The sequence below is a fragment of the Paenibacillus mellifer genome, from assembly GCF_023195895.1.
In the GTDB taxonomy this organism is placed as follows: Bacteria; Bacillota; Bacilli; order Paenibacillales; family Paenibacillaceae; genus Fontibacillus; species Fontibacillus mellifer.
On the sequence record NZ_JALPRK010000025.1, the window covers coordinates 22,056 to 42,892 of the forward strand.

Genomic DNA, 20,837 nt, shown 5'->3' on the forward strand with positions numbered 1-20,837 from the left:
GGGGGGTTCTTACGTCTCAGAAATATCTACTCGTTCTCGTGATGCTCCGCTTCCGTTTCGGATAACTCATCCAGCGTCATTTCAAAGCTGGGAGCCAGGTTCTCCAGAAAATAAGCGACCTCTGGGAGTTGCAGCCGTTGCAGTTTGTCCAGAAGCTGTGTTTTGGCGACGGCGAATTCGCGGTTGCCAGTCGTGAGCTCCCAGGCACACTTCAAATAGGCGTCCAGACTGTCTGCGGCTTTGACATACACCATCAATGCGGCATCTTCGGATGAGCTCTCCGCTTGACCCGGCGATAATAACGGAGTATAAACGTTCTGAAGTTCCGGCGGGACCATCGAGAGCAAACGCTCTGCAGCGATGGCCTCCATTTCGCGGAAGCTGGACAGAAGCCGTGGGTTATAATGTTTGACTGGCGTTGGGATATCTCCAGTGAACACCTCGGTCGCATCGTGGAACAACGCCAGCGTTGCAGCGCGTTCCGCATTTAAACGGCGTTCGAATCGGGTATTCCCAATTTCACACAGCAGATGAGCCAACAACGCAACATGAAATGAATGCTCGGCGACATTCTCGGAGGCGGTGCTGCGCATTAGACTCCAGCGACGGATCGAACGCAGACGGTATAGATAAGCAGGAAAATGGTAGCCCATCAGTGATAAACCTCGCTTATATCGGAGTGGATTTTGGACAGAAATTGTCAACCTAAACTAGTTCTTATGTTATTATAAATCTGAAGAATGCGATAGGGTAAACGACACGACAAGGTTGTGCTTATTTACACCTCATGGGTTAAACAAGATGACAGGGAGAGGGGATTCTTGGATCATGCACCAGTTTGAAGAAAGCGTATACGTATTGATTGTGGAAGCTTCAACAAGGTTGCCGGGCGACGTACGTCGTGCGGTGAACCGGGGGCGAGCCCTGGAGAACCGAGCGACGCGGGCCGGTTTGGCCATGTCGACTATCGCGCAAAACATCCGTATGGCGGAGGAACAGGTTTCACCGATTTGTCAGGATACCGGGATGTTGACCTTTGTGGTGCATACGCCGGTAGGGGCGAATCAGATTGAGATGAAGAAAGCGATTTACGCGGCGGTACAGCGGACAACCAAGGAAGGCAAGCTTCGTTCGAATTCCGTAGATTCCTTGACCGGAGAGAACAGTGGGGATAATTTGGGTCCGGGAACCCCCGTCATTCATTTCGAACAATGGGAGAAAGACACGATCGATATCCGGCTGATCTTGAAAGGCGGCGGATGCGAGAATAAAAATATTCAATACAGCCTTCCGACCGAGCTGGAAGGGTTAGGACGCGCGGGGCGGGATCTTGACGGGATCCGCAAATGTATTCTGCACGCCGTTTATCAGGCACAGGGGCAAGGGTGCAGTGCAGGCTTTCTTGGAGTCGGCATCGGCGGCGACCGCACGACGGGGTACGAGCTGGCCAAGCAACAGCTGTTCCGCTCGCTCGATGACGTCAACCCGAATCCGGATCTGGACCGGTTGGAACAGTATATTATGGATACGGCCAATCAACTGGGGATCGGTACGATGGGGTTCGGCGGGGAAGTGACCTTGCTGGGCTGTAAGATCGGAGCGATAAATCGGCTTCCGGCCAGCTTCTTTGTGTCGATTGCATATAACTGCTGGGCGTTCCGCCGCCAGGGTGTGGACATCGATCCCGCTACCGGCGCCATCCGCGAATGGCTCTATGAGCGCGGCAGCGAAGTGCCAGTAGGAGATCTTGAGACAGCTGAAACGGGCACGGCATCCGAGGAAACTCTGGCCCCCGCCAGCCGGGAAATCGTGCTGCAGACACCGGTGACGGAGGAGCAAATCCGCAGCCTGCGGGTTGGCGACGTTGTAGTTATTAACGGCGAAATGCATACCGGCAGAGATGCGCTGCACAAACATTTAGTGGATCATGACGCCCCGTTGGATTTGAACGGCGCAGTCATTTACCATTGTGGACCGGTCATGCTGAAGGACGACGAAGGTTGGCATGTGAAAGCGGCCGGACCCACGACCAGCATTCGCGAGGAACCGTACCAAGGCGATATCGTGAAGAAGTTTGGCATTCGCGCAGTTATCGGCAAGGGGGGAATGGGTCCGAAGACACTGGCTGCTTTGAAAGAGCATGGCGGCGTGTATTTGAACGCGATTGGCGGTGCGGCGCAGTACTATGCGGAATGCATCAAGAAGGTCAACGGCGTCGATTTTATGGAATTTGGAGTTCCGGAAGCCATGTGGCACTTGGAGGTTGAAGGCTTTGCTGCGATCGTAACGATGGATTCGCATGGGGACAGCCTGCATGAAGGCGTGGAGAAGGACTCATTGATGAAGCTGGCTGCATTTAAGGATCCGGTGTTCAAATAAACATGAAAACCTTTCGCTCGCGCCTAACACTCATCCTAATGATTCTACTCGGGATCTCGATGCTGGCTGCCGGCATCACGATGGCCCAAATGTTTAAAAACTCACATATTCGGGCCTTGGAAGACAATATGGCCCGGGAAATTAATCTGCTGGAGGCGACTTTCGATTTTGTTCCCGTAGAGGGGAATCCCGAGGCTAACGCCTATTACGAACGAGAGGCGAAACAGTTAAAGGAGCTGACCGATTCCCGGGTCACGTTCATTACGTTGGACGGTATCGTTGTCGGCGACTCCGAATCGGATCCGGAACGAATGGATAACCATGCCCATCGGCAGGAAATTGAGTCCGCTGCAGGCGGTAACGTGGGCAGCGCAATCCGGTACAGCGATACAATCGGCGAAAATATGCTGTACGTTGCGCACCGCGTGATCGCCGGCGATTTTGACGGTTACATCCGCCTTTCGATGAGTTTGGCGGCTGTAGAGAAGGGACTTGCCCAAGGGTGGATCTGGATGTTCGGCGGGCTGCTTTTCCTCTTTCTCGTAGCCGGTCTAGTGAGCTACCGGGTGGCGGCCGGCTTGACTAAGCCGCTGGAACAAATTACGCGAGTCGCTCATCGCATCTCCAGGTTCGATTACGACGCTAGGGTCAAGCTGGCCCGTAAGGATGAAATCGGTCAATTGGGCCTTGCGATCAACGGAATGGCGGACAGCTTGCAGCAGCAGCTCAAGCGGATCCGCGATAACGAAGATTTGATGCAAAGCGTGCTTGCGAACATGACCGGCGGCATTCTCATGGTGGATGCGTCGGAGCATATCGCCTTAATTAACCGGGAAGCGGAACGAATCCTGCATATGAGAGGCGAGCTGTTGCTCGGTAAATCGTATCAGGTGCTTAAGCGAAACTATGAATTCACCAAATTTATGGAAGAAGGCATCGCTAGCAAGGAAGCGGTCCAGGAGGAACGAAACGTCTACGATCCCGAGGAAAAAATCCTGTTGTTCGACAGCGTGCCGATGTTTGAAGACAACGGCAACTACCGCGGCATGTTGTTCCTCCTGCAGGATGTGACCGAGATCCGGAAACTGGAACGGATACGAAGCGAATTCGTCGCCAACGTGTCCCACGAGTTGAAGACGCCGATCGCCGCGGTCAAGGGTTTCGCCGAAACGCTGATGGCCGGCGGGGTGAAGGACGAGGAGACCGCGCACTCTTTCCTGCAAATCATTTATGATGAAGGAGATCGGTTAAATCGGTTGATCGGCGACATTCTCGAGTTGTCCAAAATCGAATCGAAGCGGGTGCCGTTGGAATATGCGCCGGTTCAACTGAAAGAGCTATTCGACAGCGTGTATGAAGTTCTTCTTCCCGCGGCGGGTAACAAATCAATCTCGATGTCGCATGACATTCCGGAGCATTTGTTCATCGAGGCGGATGAGGATCGTCTGCGGCAAATTTTCATGAATTTGCTATCCAACGCGATCAGCTACTCACTGGAAGGTGGGAAAGTACGCGTATCGGCAAGCATCGTTGGCGAAGGTGGAGACGAGGAGAAGGTCCGGTTTACGATTAGCGATACCGGAATCGGCATTCCTAAGAAGGATCTGCCGCGGATTTTTGAACGCTTCTATCGGGTTGATAAGGCCCGATCCCGCAGCTCGGGCGGCACGGGTCTAGGCTTGTCCATTGTCAAACACCTCGTGGAGCTACATCACGGCACCATCCGCGTAGAGAGCAAAGTTGGTGAAGGAACGACGTTTATTTTAGAGCTCCCCTTGATGCATACCTTGGATGATTAAGATCGGCCATGGGAACATACCAATATAGTGTAAACTGTTTTTTGAAAAACTTTACACCGCGTTAACAATGCCGTGATATGCTGGGCTTGTCATCAAAGTGATATTGGTTCAAATCATGAACTTGTACCGCAAACAAATGGGGGGTACTATGACACAACGTCTATTGGTTATCGAAGATGAACCGACATTATCCCGGCTTTTATCTTACAACCTGACGAGCGAAGGCTATGAAGTTGTCGTAGAGGATCACGGGCAGACCGGTTATGAAACCGCACTGCAGCAGGATTTTGATTTGATATTGCTCGATTTGATGCTGCCGGGCATGAATGGTTTCGAAATCATGTCGAAGCTGCGAAGCGAAGGCGTGATGACGCCGGTGATTATCTTGACCGCAAAAAATGCAGAAGAAGAAGTCGTGCAGGGCTTGAAGTCCGGCGCCGACGATTACATCACGAAACCGTTTGGTGTGGCCGAGCTGCTGGCTCGCGTCGCCGCCGTTCTCCGCCGATCGTCCGGTCAGGAAGAACGCGACAAGCCGGTCCAGCAGGAGAATTCTCAAATCGCGCTGGGAGCCTTGACGATTTATCCGGAGAAATATGAAGTCACGTTGAACGGAGAAGCAATCACGCTCAGACCTAAGGAGTTCGAGGTGCTGCTCTATTTGGCCCGCAAGCCGGGCGTGGTGATGACCCGGGACGATCTGATGAATGCCGTATGGGGATTCGATTATATCGGAGGTCAGCGGACGGTGGATGTGCACGTCAGCTCGCTGCGCAAGAAGCTTGAGCTGGATCCTCAATCGGTGCATATCGATTCGATCCGCGGCGTTGGATACAAACTGGTTGTGAATAAGAAGAAAGCGTCCATCATGTAACTTCATGATGGACGTTCTTTTTACATAGGACAAAAGTCCCGTAAACAATGTCTTAACATTTCCCCTCTATGATTCTAGTAGATCCATCGTAACGTATACCAATGGGGGAGTGGTTGAGATTGGATAATCAGGCCATCGCAGTATTGGAGCGTGCTGTTATTGAAGAGATAGAGAACTTGACGGCGAACGAAGAAAGCAGGGGTAGCGAGAACTTGTTACAGGAGGAAGTGGGGGAAGAGAGCCGCTCGGCTGGGGTTTCGGGTATCGCGGCGGTCGGAGGAGTAGAGGTTCGCTCTTACGGCCACAAGGTCCCGGTGATTGGGCCGGAGGTTTCCTGCCGCAACGTGTTGGGGCTGTTTCAGAGGCAACCGGAGCTCCCATGTATCGTAGTTTGTGATGGTGATCACAAACCGATCGGGTTGTTGATGCGGGATCATTTCTTTCGACATTTGGCCGGCCGGTTTGCCGCGGATCTGTTTTATGAGGTTTCAGCGCTTCGCTTTGCTCAGACGGAACCACTGATCTGCGAGCTGGACACGCCCGCCGGAGAACTGTTGGATCAAGCGTTAGGACGGGAGGGGGCTTCCTTCTACGATGGCTTGATCTTAACCGATAAGGCGAAATATTACGGGATCCTGACGGTGCAGGATCTGATGCAGATGTCCCGCCAGTTGCAGCGGGAGGCGGACGAAGCCAGACAGGCGGCGGTTCTTGAGAGCCGCGATCGGATTATAGAGATCGAGCGCTCGATCGAAGAAGTGACGGAGTCGGCGAAACGAAGCTTGCTCGAATCGGAGCGCATGAATGGATTGTCGGGGGAGGGTCGGCTTGAGCTGGAAGCGGTTAAGGCGTCGTTTACCCGGGTGCTTGACATGACCCGTTCCCAGGAGAAGCAAGTGGCGGAGCTGTTGGAACGGACGAAACAAATTTCATCTGTCGCCGACCATATTCGCAGCCTTGCAGATCAAAGCGGCATGCTGGCCATGAATGCCTCGATCGAAGCGGCGCATGCCGGGGAGCATGGACGGGGGTTTGCGGTGGTCGCCTCCGAGGTTCGCAAGCTCGCCTTGCAGACCAAGAACTTCTCCGAAGAAATTGGCTCGACGTTGGGTGTCGTAAACCGATTGATCCAGCTAACGGCGGTCACGGCCTCCTCCACCGCGGAGGAAATGGCGGAAAGTCACGGACGAGTTGGCAATGCAGACGGGACGTTTCAAGCGCTGGTGGAGTCTGCGCGAACCGTCGAGGAGCGCGGCCAAGAGATGTTCCGCTCTTCGGAAACGGCGGCCGGTCGTACTAGATCCGTGCTTGGAGAGCTGCGTCATTTAGCGTCGCTTTCGTAATATTTTACACTCCGTTTACATTTAGACCCATGTTCTTTTACATAAGTGCGATAAAATGAAACTGATTTACATGGAATAATTCATCATTCGCGCATACTAAATCAATAGCTGATGCGCCGGCACGGGCTCGCAGGGAAGGCGGGTACCGTGCTTCAAGTTTGCCCGCCATTTCCCCGGACCATCAGGCATAAGTCTTGCGGTTGGGGGCAAAGATGTTTATTTGTGAAGGAGAACTGTGATGGATAACATTATCCGGATTCAAAAGTTGAACTTGTACTATGACAGATTCCATGCACTAAAGGACGTTTCACTGGATATTCCGGAAAAAGCGATCACCGCTTTCATTGGACCTTCCGGCTGCGGGAAGTCGACGCTCTTACGCACTTTGAACCGGATGAACGACATGATTCCGGGGACGCGGATCGAGGGCACCGTGCAAATTGCCGGCAGTGACATTTACAGCGACGATGTCCAGGTGGAGGCCTTGCGCAAACGGGTGGGCATGGTGTTTCAACAGCCGAATCCTTTTCCGAAATCGATATATGACAATGTTGCTTATGGCCCGCGGCTGCACGGCATCAAGAACAAAGCGGCCCTGGATGAAATCGTGGAACGGAGTCTTCGTCAGGCCGTGTTGTGGGACGAGGTCAAGGATTTCCTGAAACGGTCGGCACTCAGCTTGTCCGGCGGACAGCAGCAGCGTCTTTGTATTGCCCGCGCCATCGCCGTACAGCCAGATATTCTGTTGATGGACGAAGCTACTTCAGCGCTGGACCCGATTTCCACCCTCAAGATCGAGGAACTGGTTCAGCAATTAAAAGATAGTTATACGATTGTCATGGTCACGCATAACATGCATCAGGCGGCGCGTATTTCGGGCCGGACCGTCTTTTTCCTGAACGGGGAAATCGTGGAGGCGGACGATACACAGAAGCTCTTCTCCACGCCGCAGGATCCACGCACTGAAGATTATATTTCCGGTCGTTTCGGATAACAAGGAGGCTGCAGCAAGATGATTCAAAGAAAGGAATTTGATCAGAACCTGGAAGATTTAAGGCAGCTGCTGAGACAAATGGGTGAGCATGTCGAGCACGCTTTGGCGGAGGCGATCAGCGCCCTTCAGGCTCTGGACTCGGCTAAAGCGAAAGAGATCGTGGGGCGCGATGCGGAGTTGAACCAGATGGAAGAGCAAGTCATGGAGATTGGCTCGCGTCTGATCGTAACCCAGCAGCCGGTGGCGAAGGATTTGCGCCGGATTCTCGTGGCGTTTAAAATTTCCAGCGATTTGGAGCGTATGGGAGACCTGGCCATTGATATTGCCAAGGTCACTACACGGCTGGAAGGTCAGAAATTAATCAAGCCTTTGATTGATATTCCGAAGATGTCCGAATTGGTTATTCTAATGCTGCGGGAATCGCTGCAATCGTATTTGGACGAGAACACCGATTTAGCCTACAAAATGGCGAAGGATGACGATGAAGTCGATCACTTGTACAGCCAGATGATTCATGAGCTGTATGCGTTTATGATCGCCAACCCGGAATCTCTCCAGCAGGCGATGCTGCTTACGCTGGTGGGTCGGTATATCGAACGGATCGCCGATCACGCAACGAATATCGGCGAAAGCGCCGTTTATCTGGTGACCGGTCATCGTCCGGACCTGAATCAATAGTTTCAGCTTTACCGCGGTCAACCGGCCGCCGCTTGCGGAATTTCGCAGGTGGCGGCCGGTTTTTCTTTTCCAAGACGGCTTTGGTGTTATCCAGTTGCCCCCTGTGTTATCATAAGAAAAGGTAGAAAACTGTGGACGAGGTGTCGTATGGAAAAATTGATACTTATAGATGGGAACAGCATTATTTACCGGGCATTTTTTTCCATGCCGCCGCTCACGAACTCCAGTGGCTTGCACACGAATGCCGTGTACGGTTTTACGAACATGCTGCTGCGTTTGATCCAGGAAGAGCGCCCCACGCATATGCTGGTTGCTTTTGATGCGGGTAAGGTTACATTCCGTCATGAAGGTTACCAGGAGTACAAAGGCGGACGTGACAAAACCCCGTCTGAGTTGTCCGAGCAGTTTCCGTTGATGCGCGAGCTGCTGGAGAGCTTTGGCATCGCTTGGTTTGAATTGGCCGGGTACGAAGCCGACGACATTATCGGTACCTTGACTAAACGGGCGGAGGAAGCCGGTCAAGAGGTCCTTGTGGTGACCGGGGATAAGGATATGCTCCAGGTCGTCAGCGATCGGGTCAAAGTGGCGTTAACGCGTAAGGGTGTCAGTGAGGTCGAGCCTTATGATCCGCAGCAAATTGAGGAGAAATACGGGCTCAAACCGTTGCAAATTATCGATTTAAAAGGGCTAATGGGCGATACATCCGACAATATTCCGGGAGTGCCGGGAATTGGAGAGAAGACCGCCCTGAAATTGCTGCACCAGTTCGGTTCTGTGGAAGAAGTGCTGGCCCATACGGATGAATTGAAGGGGAAAATGAAAGAAAATCTAGTGAACCATGCGGACGACGCCCGGATGAGCAAACAGCTGGCTACGATTTTCCGCGAAGTTCCCGTTGAACGCTCCTGGGAGGAGATGAAGTTTGACGGCATCCAGGAGGAATCCGCTGTTCCGATGCTGCGCAAGCTGGAGTTTAAGTCGCTGCTGGAGCGAATGTCCTTTGCCGGCGGCGGGAATGCTGCCGGTGAGGCCGCTCCCGCGGAGCAGGTTGAGATTGAAGTCACAATGGTTACCCAGGATAACCTGTCCGAACTGATCGCCGATCTGTCGAACATCGAAGGGATCATCGTTGAGTCTTACGGAGACAATCCGCATCAAGCCACCATGATGGGCATGGCATTATCCACCGCGAGTCGCCATTATTACCTGCCGTTTGACGTGCTGCAAGAGGAGTACGCCGCGGAAGCTCGCGCCTGGCTGGCGGATGAGCATGTGCCAAAACGCGGGTATGACCTGCATCGGGTGGACTTGGTGTTGTTCTGGCAAGGCATCGCGTTTGCGGGAGCTGAGCACGACGTGCAGCTGGCGGCCTATTTGCTTGATCCGACGGAAAGCGATCAGACGCTCAGCGGTCTGGCGGCGAAATACCATTTGTCGCCGGTGCCCGGCGATGATGAGGTCTATGGCAAAGGCGCCAAATTCAAGGTGCCGGAACCGGAGGAGCTGAGCCGTCATCTGGCCCGCAAAGCGGATGCTTTGCTGCGCATCCTGCCGCTGCAACGGCAGGACTTGGCGAAATATGAAATGGAGCGTCTGTTCTACGATCTGGAAATGCCGTTATCTCGGATTTTGGCTGACATGGAGAAGCAAGGCGTCGCGGTGAACAAGGAAGCTTTGAAAGAGCTGGGCGTAGAGTTTGAAGCCCAGATCAGCAAATTGGTCACGCGTATATATGAAATCGCCGGCCAGGAGTTTAACATCAATTCAACAAAACAACTGGGAGAAATCCTATTTGATAAGCTGGGGTTGCCGGTCATCAAGAAGACCAAAACCGGTTATTCGACCGATGCCGAAGTGCTGGAGAAGCTGGCGCCTTACCACGAGATCGTGCAGTTTATTCTGGAATACCGCCAGTTAGCGAAGCTGCAATCGACTTACGTCGAGGGCCTGCTGAAGGAAATTTCGCCGAAAACAGGCAAGGTGCATACGTATTTCCGGCAAACGATCGCCGCAACCGGACGCCTGAGCAGCCAATATCCGAACTTGCAGAATATTCCAATCCGACTCGAGGAAGGCCGCAAAATCCGCAAGGTTTTTGTGCCTTCAGAGGAAGGTTGGTTTATACTGGCCGCGGATTACTCGCAGATCGAACTTCGCGTCTTGGCGCATATTTCCGGGGATCCGGGGCTTCAGGAAGCCTTCCTGCATGATATGGATATCCACACAAAGACGGCTATGGATGTGTTTGGCGTCGGACCGGACCAGGTAGACGCTAATATGAGACGTTCGGCCAAAGCCGTCAATTTCGGGATTGTTTATGGGATCAGCGACTATGGCTTGTCCCAGAACCTGAACATTACGCGGAAGGAAGCCGCCCGGTTCATCGATCAATATTTCGACGCCTTCCAAGGCGTCCGACGTTATATGGACGACATTGTGAAGGAAGCGAAACGCGACGGTTACGTCAAGACGCTGTTGGAACGCCGCCGGTATCTGCCGGAGATCAACGCGTCGAACTTCAACCTGCGTTCCTTCGCTGAGCGTACGGCCATGAATACGCCGATTCAGGGCTCTGCGGCGGACATAATCAAGCTGGCGATGGTGCGGATGGACGAGGAGCTGTATAAGCACGGGCTCAAGAGCCGCATGCTGCTTCAGGTGCATGACGAATTGGTATTCGAGGTGCCACCGGAGGAGCTGGAGATCATGAGCAAGCTCGTGCCGGAGACGATGGGGAAAGCGTTGGAGCTCTCCGTGCCGCTTAAGGCCGAAGTGTCCAGCGGTTTAAATTGGTACGAAGCGAAGTAGGTTCTTGCGATTGTGATTACAACTTAGATTGAGGTGAGAGGATATGCCGGAATTGCCGGAGGTCGAGACGGTCCGACGGACCTTGACCCAATTGATCGTCGGGAAAACGATCCAAAGCGTCCACGTGTTCCTGCCGCGCATCATCCAACGGCCGGATGATATCAAACGGTTCGAACTCGAGCTCGCCGGACATACAATATTAGAGATTGGCCGCCGCGGGAAATTTCTGCGCATCGTCATGGATGGGCTGGTGCTCGTCTCCCATTTACGGATGGAAGGGCGATACGGCGTGTATCAGACCGGTGATGAGGTAGAGAAGCATACGCATGTCATTTTCCGGTTTACCGACGGGACCGAACTCCGCTACAAGGACGTTCGCCAGTTCGGTACCATGCATCTGTTTGCGCCCGGAGAGGAATTTACGCAGAAGCCTTTGGCGAAACTGGGGTTGGAGCCGTTGGAGACCTCTTTTACGGCAAAGGCCTTTCAAGAGGTGATCTCCAGGCGGTCTACCAAGATTAAGCCGGTACTGCTGAACCAGGAATACATTGTAGGTTTGGGGAATATCTATGTAGATGAAGCCTTGTTCCGGGCGGAAATCCACCCGGAACATCCGGCGGACAAGCTGACCAAGCGGCAGCTGGAGCGACTTCACACGGCTATCGTGGATACGCTGACAGAAGCGGTGGATGCTGGAGGCTCCTCCATCAAGTCCTATGTCAATGGACAAGGGGAGATGGGGATGTTCCAGCATTCCTTGCGGATGTACGGTCGGGAAGGAGAACCTTGTCTAAATTGCGGGCAGCCGGTGGTGAAGACTGTTGTGGGGGGAAGGGGAACGCATTATTGCGGAAAATGCCAACCTCCTTACCGGACAAGCCCCAAGCCGCGAGCTGCGAAACAAACGCCGGACGAATTTTAGGCCGAAGCCCCAAGTCAAAACAGTGAGGTGTAAAGGAATGAACATCGGACTCACCGGAGGCATCGCCACGGGGAAAAGCACGGTTTCCCGCATGTTGGCAGGCCTTGGCGCCGCTGTGCTCGATGCGGATGCGATCGCCAGGGAGATTATGGAACCGGGCCATCCAGTGCTGGCGGCCGTCCGCGAACGATTTGGACAGGGGGTGCTTCACCCCGATGGGACGCTCAATCGCAAAAAGCTCGGCGAAATCGTCTTCTCGCATCCGGCGGAACGTAAGGCGCTGGAGACCTTAACACATCCCGCCATTCGCGCTGAAATGAAGCGGCGATTGGACGAGCTAGAAGCAGCGGATCCACATAGACTGGTGGTGGCGGATATCCCGCTGCTATACGAGTCAGGTCTGGATCCCTTATATGAAGAAATTATGGTTGTGTATGTGCCGCGAGAGCTGCAATTGTCCCGGTTAATCCAGAGGGACAGGTTATCCTTAGAAGCGGCTGAACAGCGGTTAAGCGCCCAGATGGATATCGAAGTGAAGAAGGAGAGGGCGGATATTTTGATTGATAACAGCGGTGGACTAGACGAGACAAAGCGGCAGATTGACGTCTTTTGGCGGGATAAGGGACTAAGATGAGGTGGCTTCGAAGAAAGAGGGTTCTGCTTCTGCTGTTTATCGGTTTCACGGTCCTTATCTTTATTAATTCCGCTTGGCTTTCGTTATTTTATCCGATTTATTATAAAGAAGAAATTCGGCAGCATGCCAATAACAATAACCTGGATCCGTTTATCGTTGCGGCGATCATCAAGGTGGAGACCAATTACAAATCCGGAGCGGAGTCCCGTAAGGGCGCGCTCGGTATTATGCAGATTATGCCGGATACGGCGGAGTGGGTCATCTCCAAAGCGAAGCTGCCCGACACGACGCTGGAAGACATCCGCAACGAGACTGAGACGAATATCCGGATCGGTACTTGGTACCTGGGATCGTTATCCGAGCAATTCGAAGGCAACCCAATCGCCATGATCGCTGCCTATAACGCTGGACCCACCAATGTAAAGAATTGGCTGAAGAGCGGACGCTGGGACGGACGGTTGGAGACGGCTCAGAATATACCGTTTGGCGAAACTAGGCATTACGTTCAGCGGGTCTCGCATTATTACAAACAGTATGTAAAGATTTACGACGAGTTTTAGGATTTTTTTGCGAAAAGATAAAGGAAGCATTGACCGGCTTATCGCGAGTCAATGCTTCCTTCGGTCATCGGATTATTTGAATTGACCTGCCAGCTGTTGTTCAGCCAAGGTCACCAAACGTTTCGTAATGAAACCACCGATCGAACCGTTTTCGTAAGAGGTCAGGTTACCAGCATAACCGTCCTGTGGGAAAGAAATGCCAAGCTCCTGAGCAATTTCATATTTCATTTGATCCAAAGCTCCGGAAGATTGTCTAACCACCAGGTCGTTCGAAGAGTTATTATTTTGGGCCATGATTGTTCACCTCCTTGTGGTTGGTAACAGTATTATGTGCCGGACTACCAACTTCAATCCGATGAATTTGAAGTAATTTATTGCCATTAATTAATAAAGGCCGTCACAACGGCGTTTAGAGGGGAGGTGTTCTAGCTTGAAATGTCCGTATTGCGATTTCTTAGGGACGAAAGTGCTTGATTCGAGGCCGGCTAACGAGAACCGTTCGATCCGCCGTCGTCGCGAGTGCGAGAAATGCAGTCGTCGATTTACAACGTTTGAAATGGTGGAGGAAATGCCGCTGATTGTCATTAAGAAGGATGGGAGCCGCGAGGAATTTAGTCGGGAGAAAATGCTGCGAGGCTTGATCCGTGCCTGTGAGAAACGTCCGGTATCCGTAGAGCAACTGGAATCCATCGTATCCGAGGTGGAACGTTCCCTTCGTCAATCGGCCAACGCAGAGGTTGAAAGCCGGGGGATTGGTGAACTCGTAATGGAGCAGTTGTATCCGGTGGACGAGGTGGCTTATGTCCGATTTGCTTCGGTTTACCGTCAATTTAAAGATATCAACATGTTTATGAAGGAACTGAAAGGCCTGCTATCCAAAAACACGGGGGTTACGGATTAGTTTTTTCATAAAATAATGCACTCTTCGCCGGTAGGCGAGAGTGTTTTTTTTTTATATTTTGCAAACAATATTCAAAATAAGGTGGATTCGCCCCTCATTTTACACAAAGTTTACAAAACGAAAACACGGGATTGATCTTCGCTTTCTATAATCAAATTGTAAATCACATAAGGGGGATACCTAAGACAATGAAAAAGAGTATGCTATTGGTTTTGACATTGGTGTTGAGCTTGACGCTGGCAGCATGTGGTCAAAACAACAACGCGGCACCAAACAATACGGCCGGAACGAACGGCGGCACCACGGATGAAGCATCCGCGAACAGCGGAGGCAACGCAGCGGCATCGGAACTGTCCGGGTCGATCCTGGCGGTAGGTTCCTCGGCATTACAACCTTTGGTAGACCAAGTTTCGAAAACATTCATGGATCAAAATCCTAACGTTTCTATACAAGTTCAAGGCGGAGGCAGCGGCACGGGGTTGACGCAGGTTTCCGGAGGACAGGCGGATATCGGGAACTCCGACGTCTTTGCGGAAGAGAAGCTGGAAGCCGCTCAAGCCGGCGAACTGGTTGACCATCAAGTCGCTGTCGTGGCGATGGCGGCCGTTGTTAACCCGGACATCACTGTTGACGATTTGACGAAAGATCAATTGGTACAAATCTTCACGGGGAAAGTCACGAATTGGAAAGACCTTGGCGGCCCGGATCAAGCGATCCAAATCGTAAACCGTCCATCGAGCTCCGGAACTCGCGCAACATTCGAAAAATATGCGCTGGGCACGAAAACGGAAGACCTGCAAGGTTCGATCCAAGAGGATTCCTCCGGTACGGTGAAGAAGCTGGTTGGCGAAACGCCGGGAGCTATCGGATATCTTGCCTTGTCCTACCTCGATGATTCTGTGAAAGTCGTAAAATATGCAGGTGTTGAAGCAACGGAAGAAAACGTAGCAAACGGGACGTATCCGGTATGGGCTTACGAGCACATGTATACGAAAGGCGAGCCAAACGAAGTGGTTAAAGCATTCCTGGACTTCATGGTTTCCCCTGACGTACAAGGTGATAACGGCGACGTCGTAGAGCTTGGTTATATTCCGATCAGCAAAATGCAAGTTCAACGCGATGTGGATGGCAACATCACACAGAAGTAACCAATAGGACTCGATAACATCATATCGGCGCGGCAAGAGGCGGACTGTTCTGCCTCTTTCTGTGCTGTTATTAAAGGGAGAGGTTTCATGGCTCAGTCCGGCGGAAGAAAAAAAATACAACCGCATATCGTCGAGGAATGGACCGGCAAAATTTATGCTTCGTTTTGTATTGTCTTGCTGGTCGTTACGATCTTCTCGATGGTTTATTATGTAGCAACTAAGGGGTTAAGCACCTTTCTTCAAGACGGGATCGCACTTGGCGAAGTATTCGGAAGTACGAACTGGAAACCGGATGGAGAACCACCGGTATTTGGCGCCCTTCCGTTTATCTTGGGTTCGTTTAGCACCTCGATTTTGGCGGCGCTGATTGCAGCCCCGCTGGGCATTTGCGCGGCTTTATTTATGGTCGAAATTATGCCGAAGTTCGGGAAGAAATATCTGCAGCCTGTCATCGAATTGCTGGCGGGAATCCCTTCCGTTGTATATGGTTTCGTAGGGCTCAGCGTCATCGTCCCATTTTACCGGGATATCTTCCCGGGACAAGGTCTTGGCATCTTGGCCGGAGCGACCGTGTTGTCGATCATGATATTGCCGACGATTACTTCGATCGCCACCGATGCGCTGGCCGCTCTGCCTCCCGGTTTGAAAGAAGGTTCTTACGCACTCGGTGCAACGCGCTGGCAAACCTTGTCCCGGACCGTATTGCCGACGACCATGCCGGCTTTATTAACCGGGGTCGTATTGGGCATGGCCCGGGCTTTCGGGGAAGCCTTGGCGGTACAGATGGTCATCGGGAATGCGCCGCATATTCCGCGCTCGCTCTTTGAATCCACCTCCACCTTGACCAGTGTGATTACGCTGAGTATGGGGAATACGGTGATGGGATCGATGCAAAACAATGTCCTTTGGACGCTGGCGCTGATCCTGATGTTAATGACGTTTGTATTCGTCTTTATCGTCCGGTGGCTGGAAAGGAGAGCAAAACGATGAGCGCAAAAACCGTAGACAAAATCGCAACGGCCGTCATTGTCGCTTTATCCGGCTTAATCGTTCTCATTATGGCGGGTTTACTCGGATTTATTTTAGTCCGGGGGCTGGGGCATATCAGCTTCGATTTTCTGACGTCGCCGCCTGAAACAATCAAGGAAGGCGGCGGGATCGGCCCGCAATTATTTAACTCCTTATTTCTCTTGGTCTTAACCATGATCATCACGGTGCCCTTGGGTATCGGGGCAGGGATCTATATGAGCGAATATGCCAAACCGGGGAAGACCACCGATTTTATCCGTTTGATCGTCGAGGTGTTATCCTCTTTTCCGTCGATCGTCGTGGGTTTGTTCGGATTGCTCGTTCTCGTAAATGTGTTTGGGTTTGGCTTCTCCCTGTTCTCTGGGGCATTGGCCTTAACGATCTTCAACTTGCCGCTGATGGTACGGATCACGGAGCAGGGATTGGCCAGCGTGCCGCAGGCACAGAAGGAAGCCAGCTTAGCGCTGGGGTTGTCCAAGTGGAAAACGATCCAATCGGTCATGCTCCCAATTGCTACGCCGATTATTCTGACCGGGACCATCCTGGCGGCGGGCCGCGTATTTGGCGAAGCTGCGGCGCTACTGTTCACGGCCGGTATGAGTAGTCCACGGCTTGACTTTAGCAACTGGAATCCGCTTAGCCCGACGTCACCGCTGAATCCTTTCCGTCCGGCGGAAACGCTGGCCGTTCACATCTGGAAGATCAATTCCGAAGGCTTGGCACCGGACGCACCTGAAATCGCCGCCGGCGCTTCGGCCGTTCTGATTCTGACCGTGCTGGTATTTAACTTGCTGGCCCGCTGGCTCGGACGCGTGATGCTCAAGAAATTTACGGCGACGAAATAGGAGGACGAAGCCCGTGCCTAATATCGAACTATCAACAAAAGACTTAAGTGTTTTTTACGGAGAGAAACAAGCCGTTAAGAATATATCGCTTGATTTTGCCTCCCGGCAGGTGACCGCTTTGATTGGCCCTTCGGGTTGCGGGAAATCCACCTTTCTACGCAGCTTAAACCGGATGAACGACCTCATTAGCGGGGCGAAGATTACGGGAGAAATCTGGATCGGGGACGACAATATCAATGCTCCGAAGACAGATGTCGTGCTGCTGCGGCAAAAGATCGGCATGGTTTGGCAGCGACCGAACCCGTTCCATAAGTCCATTTATGAAAACATCGCCTTCGGGCCGCGTTACCACGGGATTCGGAACAAGAAGAAGCTGGATCAGATTGTGGAGGAGTCGCTCGTCAAAGCTGCGCTGTGGAACGAGACGAAAGACCGGCTGCACACTTCCGCCTTGGCATTGTCCGGGGGCCAGCAGCAGCGCCTTTGTATTGCCCGTTCGATTGCGGTAAGTCCAAGCATCATCCTGATGGATGAGCCGGCTTCAGCTCTGGATCCAGTGTCCAGTGCCAAGATTGAAGAGTTGATCGCGGATCTGAAGAAGGATTATTGCATCATCATCGTGACGCACAACATGCAACAAGCGGCTCGGGTGTCGGAGAAGACGGCTTTCTTCCTGATGGGGGAGCTGGTCGAATATGATGACACGAGCAAGATCTTCACCAATCCATCCGAGAAACGGACGGATGATTATATTTCCGGTCGGTTCGGCTAAGCTCGGCAGCCGAATCTTCATCCGGAAATAAATACAGGCCAAGCCGGGAACTCCCTTTCCGTCTTGGTCTTATTTGCGTTATTGCGGATAATGCCGGACTCCAGGCGGGGCGTCGCCCCGTCCGGGGGCTCTTTTAGATTGGAAAATCTCCGTATATACTGATAACATGAAAGAACGAGACTTAAGGGGCGTGGGCAGCGCCTGGGATGATTAAAGGAGATTAGATCATGAACGTGCTGGATTGGATAGAAAGGATGTTTGAGCAATATGGCTATTTTGTCTTGCTGCTTGGGCTCCCCATCGATTTTATCGCGCTGCCGCTGCCGCCGGGTCAAACGACATTGACCTATACGGGATACTTGGCTTATAAAGGCGTGCTTGAATTTCTGCCGGCGATGCTGGTTGGATACACGGGGTCTGTGATTGGAGTGACCATCACCTATCTGATCGGCCACCGGGTTGGCGCGCCGTTGATTGAACGGTACGGAAGGTGGATTCTTCTGAAGCCTTCGCATTTGGACAAAACGAGGCGGGTATATGAGAAATATGGCAACAAGATGCTGTTGATCAGTTTCTTCGTGCCAGGCGTCAGGCAGTTTTTTGGTTATTTCGTCGGCATTATCCGCATTCCCTTTCGGACCTTCGCTTTATATGCTTACACCGGGGCGGCTCTTTGGGTCGCTGTATTTGTCAGCATCGGATTTGTGTTTGGCGAACAGTGGCAGGTTGCCATTGATCTGGTTGAGAAATATCTGAAATATTTCTTTATGGGGTTGGGCGCGCTGTTGGTGGTGCTCGTGTATATGAAGTGGCGGCGTTGGAGACTGAAGGTAGCCAAGCTGTCCCGGTAATGCCCAAAAAGGCGCAGGGTGTGGATCCCGCGCCTTTTTATTTCTTTCGCCTTTTTTTTCCTTCGGGTTTGCTTCGGAGCAGCATGAATTCGTCAATCAGCGTTTCCTCGGTATCGCCGTTGGATGTGCCGCCGCCGTTCTCCTCTTTTTCCTCCTTCAGCTTCAACAAGGAGAGCAAATCGAAAAAATCCCCGAGCACGGTGAACCCGGCGCCGATAATCGCCAGGTCATCCGAGGATATGTCATTGTCTTGGAGTCTCTGATATTGACGCCTCTTTTTTCCTCCCAAGAACACCACCCGCTTTTAAGATTGACTTGTTTCATCATATGCAGAGAGCAAAAGTCGTGATTAGGCGACTGCAACGGACAGGGTCCCGAGATGAAGCGATTTGAGAATCCTGGGCAGCGCAAACCCATTTTTACTTATCTCCGCGAATGTCCCGATCGTTCTCGGGCGGGGCGTAATATGATGTTCTATATTTAAAAAGGAGGGAAAAATCAATGTCGGGATATGAAAATGGCGTAGGCAACGTAGGTTACGGTGGTTTCTGGACTTCTACTGGCACAATTCTGGTTCTGTTCATCCTGTTGGTCATCATTTCCAGAGCGCTTATCGTATAATTGAGGCTTACACCTCGGCAAAGGCCCTGCGGCAGCAGGGCCTTTCTTTTTTTTTAACACTGACCGTAACTGTCAGTGTTTATCCGTTATGCTGAAGTCAAAATTCATTATACGGGAGGAAACAAGATGTTTGTCAAAATTGAAGAGTTTATCGAAGCCTGGACAGAGGAGAGTAAATTGACGGAGCGCGTTATGGAGGCGCTAACCGATGCGTCGTTGTCCCAACCTGTCATGGAAGGGCGTAGAACTTTAGGCCAAATTGCTTGGCACTTGGTGAGATCGATCCATTACATGACCCACTGCGGATTGAATTTAGTTGGACCGGCTGGCGGTGAGCAAGTCCCTGCATCAGCGGCGGAGATCGCGGAGGAGTACCATCGTATCAGCAAGGCACTTATGGAGGCGATCCGTTCCCAATGGACGGACGAACAGCTGCTGGCAACGACGGAAATAGCGGGTGAACCGTGGCCGAACGGAGCGTCACTCCGGTTTACTCTCATGCACCAAGCACACCATCGGGGACAAATGACCGTATTGATGCGTCAGGCCGGGCTGCGTCTGCCTGACGTCTACGGTCCGACTTACGAATCCTGGATCGAGCAAGGAATGGAGCCGCTGGCCTAAACCGGTTAAGGCGGTTACAATATAAGCAACATTTCACCGGAAAGGGTTATGCGCATGTCTAAAGCGGATCATATGCTGTCGATTCTATGGCTCCTTCGGTCCGGTCGAAAGATTACCGCCCGTCAGCTGGCCGATGAGCTGGAGGTTCATATCCGTACCGTGTATCGCTGCATCGACTCGTTATGCGCCAGCGGCGTGCCGATTGTGGCCGATGCCGGACCGGGCGGCGGTTACCGAATTCTCGGCCGGTTTGCGGAATCTCCGTTGATGTTTGACTCGGAGGAGCAGAAGGCGCTGGTTCATGCTTCGATCTTTGCCCGGGAAGCGGGATATCCGTTCGGCGAGGCGTTAATCCGGGCGGTGGACAAGCTGAAGCTGTACACGAACGAAGAACAGCTGGAGCAGATCGAACGCCATGGGCGTGGAGTGTCGGTGATCCACCCACCGGTGGACGAGCTCGAGCAGTCCTTCCTGCAGACTCTGGAATTAGCGTCGGCCGAAGGCCGTTCGTTGGAGATGGAGTATCGGGGAGGCAAGGATGAGGCTGCCGTCTACCGCGGGTTCGACCCTTACGGCATCGTACATTGGAAGGGGAGCTGGTATACTGTCGGTTACTGCCGGCTTCGGCAGCGGATACGCAGTTTTCGCGTCGACCGAATCAAGCGATTGGAACGAAGCGAGGAGCGGTTCGAACGGCCGGCTCATTTTTCCGCCAAAGGGTTCTTGTTAGGAAATCTGTTGCCAGAGTCGTTGGAGGATGCCTCTTTACTCACGGTGAGAATCCAAGGCGCTGAACGAGCCTTAAACGAGCTGCAGCGGCATTGGTTGTTTGGTCACACCTTAGTGCAGCGAAATGAAAAGGAGGCGGTTTTCCGGATGGAAAGCGCCTCCTTGCTCACCTATGTGCCCTATTACTTACTTCCGTATGGGAAAGCTCTAACAATCATGGAGCCTGACGTCTTGATCAAACGCATGGCGGAAGTCAGCCAGACGATGGCTGAACATTATCAACAGATGCAAATGCGTAGTGCAGAAGTGAAGGAAGGGTAAGCAAG

The 20,837-nt window shown here is 52.4% G+C and carries 22 protein-coding genes; 19 read left to right on the forward strand and 3 right to left on the reverse strand.

Annotated features, from left to right (window positions below; translation table 11 throughout):
* Positions 1-26 precede the first annotated feature (26 nt).
* Entirely contained in the window at positions 27-653 is a 627-nt protein-coding gene (gene yfbR / locus M0651_RS20255) for a 5'-deoxynucleotidase (protein WP_248553539.1), read from the reverse strand.
* A gap of 175 nt (positions 654-828) precedes the next feature.
* On the opposite strand from yfbR, the gene M0651_RS20260 reads away from it, so the two are divergent.
* From M0651_RS20260 to M0651_RS20305, 10 genes are all read left to right on the forward strand, one after another.
* Complete coding sequence (locus M0651_RS20260; RefSeq protein WP_248553540.1) at positions 829-2,379, forward strand: fumarate hydratase; 1,551 nt, start codon at positions 829-831, stop codon at positions 2,377-2,379.
* A 2-nt stretch (positions 2,380-2,381) separates the two neighbouring features.
* The gene (gene pnpS / locus M0651_RS20265) at positions 2,382-4,178 is read left to right on the forward strand and encodes a two-component system histidine kinase PnpS (protein ID WP_248553541.1); all 1,797 of its coding nucleotides are present in this window, start codon (positions 2,382-2,384) and stop codon (positions 4,176-4,178) included.
* A 148-nt stretch (positions 4,179-4,326) separates the two neighbouring features.
* Positions 4,327-5,052: a response regulator transcription factor gene (locus tag M0651_RS20270; RefSeq protein ID WP_248553542.1), complete on the forward strand. Its 726-nt coding sequence runs from the start codon at positions 4,327-4,329 to the stop codon at positions 5,050-5,052.
* A 119-nt stretch (positions 5,053-5,171) separates the two neighbouring features.
* Positions 5,172-6,395 (forward strand): methyl-accepting chemotaxis protein, encoded by a 1,224-nt coding sequence (locus M0651_RS20275; RefSeq protein WP_248553543.1) that lies wholly within the window; start codon positions 5,172-5,174, stop codon positions 6,393-6,395.
* Positions 6,396-6,633: 238 nt separating this feature from the next.
* Positions 6,634-7,389 (forward strand): phosphate ABC transporter ATP-binding protein PstB, encoded by a 756-nt coding sequence (gene pstB, locus M0651_RS20280; protein WP_248553544.1) that lies wholly within the window; start codon positions 6,634-6,636, stop codon positions 7,387-7,389.
* Positions 7,390-7,407: 18 nt separating this feature from the next.
* Positions 7,408-8,067 carry a phosphate signaling complex protein PhoU gene (gene phoU, locus M0651_RS20285; protein ID WP_248553545.1) on the forward strand — a complete coding sequence of 220 codons (660 nt, stop codon included), beginning with the start codon at positions 7,408-7,410 and terminating at the stop codon, positions 8,065-8,067.
* A 147-nt stretch (positions 8,068-8,214) separates the two neighbouring features.
* Positions 8,215-10,875: a DNA polymerase I gene (gene polA, locus M0651_RS20290; protein ID WP_248553546.1), complete on the forward strand. Its 2,661-nt coding sequence runs from the start codon at positions 8,215-8,217 to the stop codon at positions 10,873-10,875.
* A 43-nt stretch (positions 10,876-10,918) separates the two neighbouring features.
* On the forward strand, positions 10,919-11,797 hold the full coding sequence (mutM, locus tag M0651_RS20295) for a DNA-formamidopyrimidine glycosylase (protein WP_248553547.1): 879 nt from the start codon (positions 10,919-10,921) through the stop codon (positions 11,795-11,797).
* Between the two features lie 37 nt (positions 11,798-11,834).
* Complete coding sequence (gene coaE / locus M0651_RS20300; protein ID WP_248553548.1) at positions 11,835-12,431, forward strand: dephospho-CoA kinase; 597 nt, start codon at positions 11,835-11,837, stop codon at positions 12,429-12,431.
* Entirely contained in the window at positions 12,428-12,991 is a 564-nt protein-coding gene (locus M0651_RS20305; protein WP_248553549.1) for a lytic transglycosylase domain-containing protein, read from the forward strand. The genes coaE and M0651_RS20305 overlap by 4 nt, the downstream gene beginning before the upstream one ends.
* A 72-nt stretch (positions 12,992-13,063) precedes the next feature.
* Here M0651_RS20305 and M0651_RS20310 read toward each other — a convergent pair whose 3' ends face one another.
* Complete coding sequence (locus M0651_RS20310; protein ID WP_248553550.1) at positions 13,064-13,285, reverse strand: alpha/beta-type small acid-soluble spore protein; 222 nt, start codon at positions 13,283-13,285, stop codon at positions 13,064-13,066.
* 136 nt (positions 13,286-13,421) lie between these two features.
* On the opposite strand from M0651_RS20310, the gene nrdR reads away from it, so the two are divergent.
* The 6 genes from nrdR (at position 13,422) to M0651_RS20340 (ending at position 18,537) form a co-directional block, all read left to right on the forward strand.
* On the forward strand, positions 13,422-13,892 hold the full coding sequence (gene nrdR / locus M0651_RS20315) for a transcriptional regulator NrdR (RefSeq protein ID WP_248553551.1): 471 nt from the start codon (positions 13,422-13,424) through the stop codon (positions 13,890-13,892).
* A gap of 188 nt (positions 13,893-14,080) precedes the next feature.
* Positions 14,081-15,040, forward strand: coding sequence for a phosphate ABC transporter substrate-binding protein (locus M0651_RS20320; protein ID WP_248553552.1), 960 nt, complete (start codon positions 14,081-14,083; stop codon positions 15,038-15,040).
* 87 nt (positions 15,041-15,127) lie between these two features.
* The gene (pstC, locus tag M0651_RS20325) at positions 15,128-16,030 is read left to right on the forward strand and encodes a phosphate ABC transporter permease subunit PstC (RefSeq protein WP_248553553.1); all 903 of its coding nucleotides are present in this window, start codon (positions 15,128-15,130) and stop codon (positions 16,028-16,030) included.
* Positions 16,027-16,914, forward strand: a complete 888-nt coding sequence (pstA, locus tag M0651_RS20330; RefSeq protein ID WP_248553554.1) for a phosphate ABC transporter permease PstA — start codon at positions 16,027-16,029, stop codon at positions 16,912-16,914. Before pstC ends, pstA begins: the two co-directional genes overlap by 4 nt.
* A gap of 13 nt (positions 16,915-16,927) precedes the next feature.
* A complete protein-coding gene (pstB, locus tag M0651_RS20335) occupies positions 16,928-17,686 on the forward strand; it encodes a phosphate ABC transporter ATP-binding protein PstB (protein WP_248553555.1) in 759 nt (252 codons plus the stop codon).
* A gap of 227 nt (positions 17,687-17,913) precedes the next feature.
* Positions 17,914-18,537, forward strand: coding sequence for a DedA family protein (locus M0651_RS20340; RefSeq protein WP_248553556.1), 624 nt, complete (start codon positions 17,914-17,916; stop codon positions 18,535-18,537).
* Positions 18,538-18,574: 37 nt separating this feature from the next.
* Here M0651_RS20340 and M0651_RS20345 read toward each other — a convergent pair whose 3' ends face one another.
* On the reverse strand, positions 18,575-18,832 hold the full coding sequence (locus M0651_RS20345; protein ID WP_248553557.1) for a hypothetical protein: 258 nt from the start codon (positions 18,830-18,832) through the stop codon (positions 18,575-18,577).
* 206 nt (positions 18,833-19,038) lie between these two features.
* Here M0651_RS20345 and M0651_RS20350 point away from each other — a divergent pair, with 206 nt between their 5' ends.
* From M0651_RS20350 to M0651_RS20360, 3 genes are all read left to right on the forward strand, one after another.
* Positions 19,039-19,158 (forward strand): sporulation protein YjcZ, encoded by a 120-nt coding sequence (locus tag M0651_RS20350; RefSeq protein WP_198342965.1) that lies wholly within the window; start codon positions 19,039-19,041, stop codon positions 19,156-19,158.
* 126 nt (positions 19,159-19,284) lie between these two features.
* Positions 19,285-19,782 (forward strand): DinB family protein, encoded by a 498-nt coding sequence (locus tag M0651_RS20355; RefSeq protein WP_248553558.1) that lies wholly within the window; start codon positions 19,285-19,287, stop codon positions 19,780-19,782.
* 54 nt (positions 19,783-19,836) lie between these two features.
* Positions 19,837-20,832 (forward strand): helix-turn-helix transcriptional regulator, encoded by a 996-nt coding sequence (locus M0651_RS20360; RefSeq protein WP_248553559.1) that lies wholly within the window; start codon positions 19,837-19,839, stop codon positions 20,830-20,832.
* The last annotated feature ends 5 nt before the right edge of the window (positions 20,833-20,837 follow it).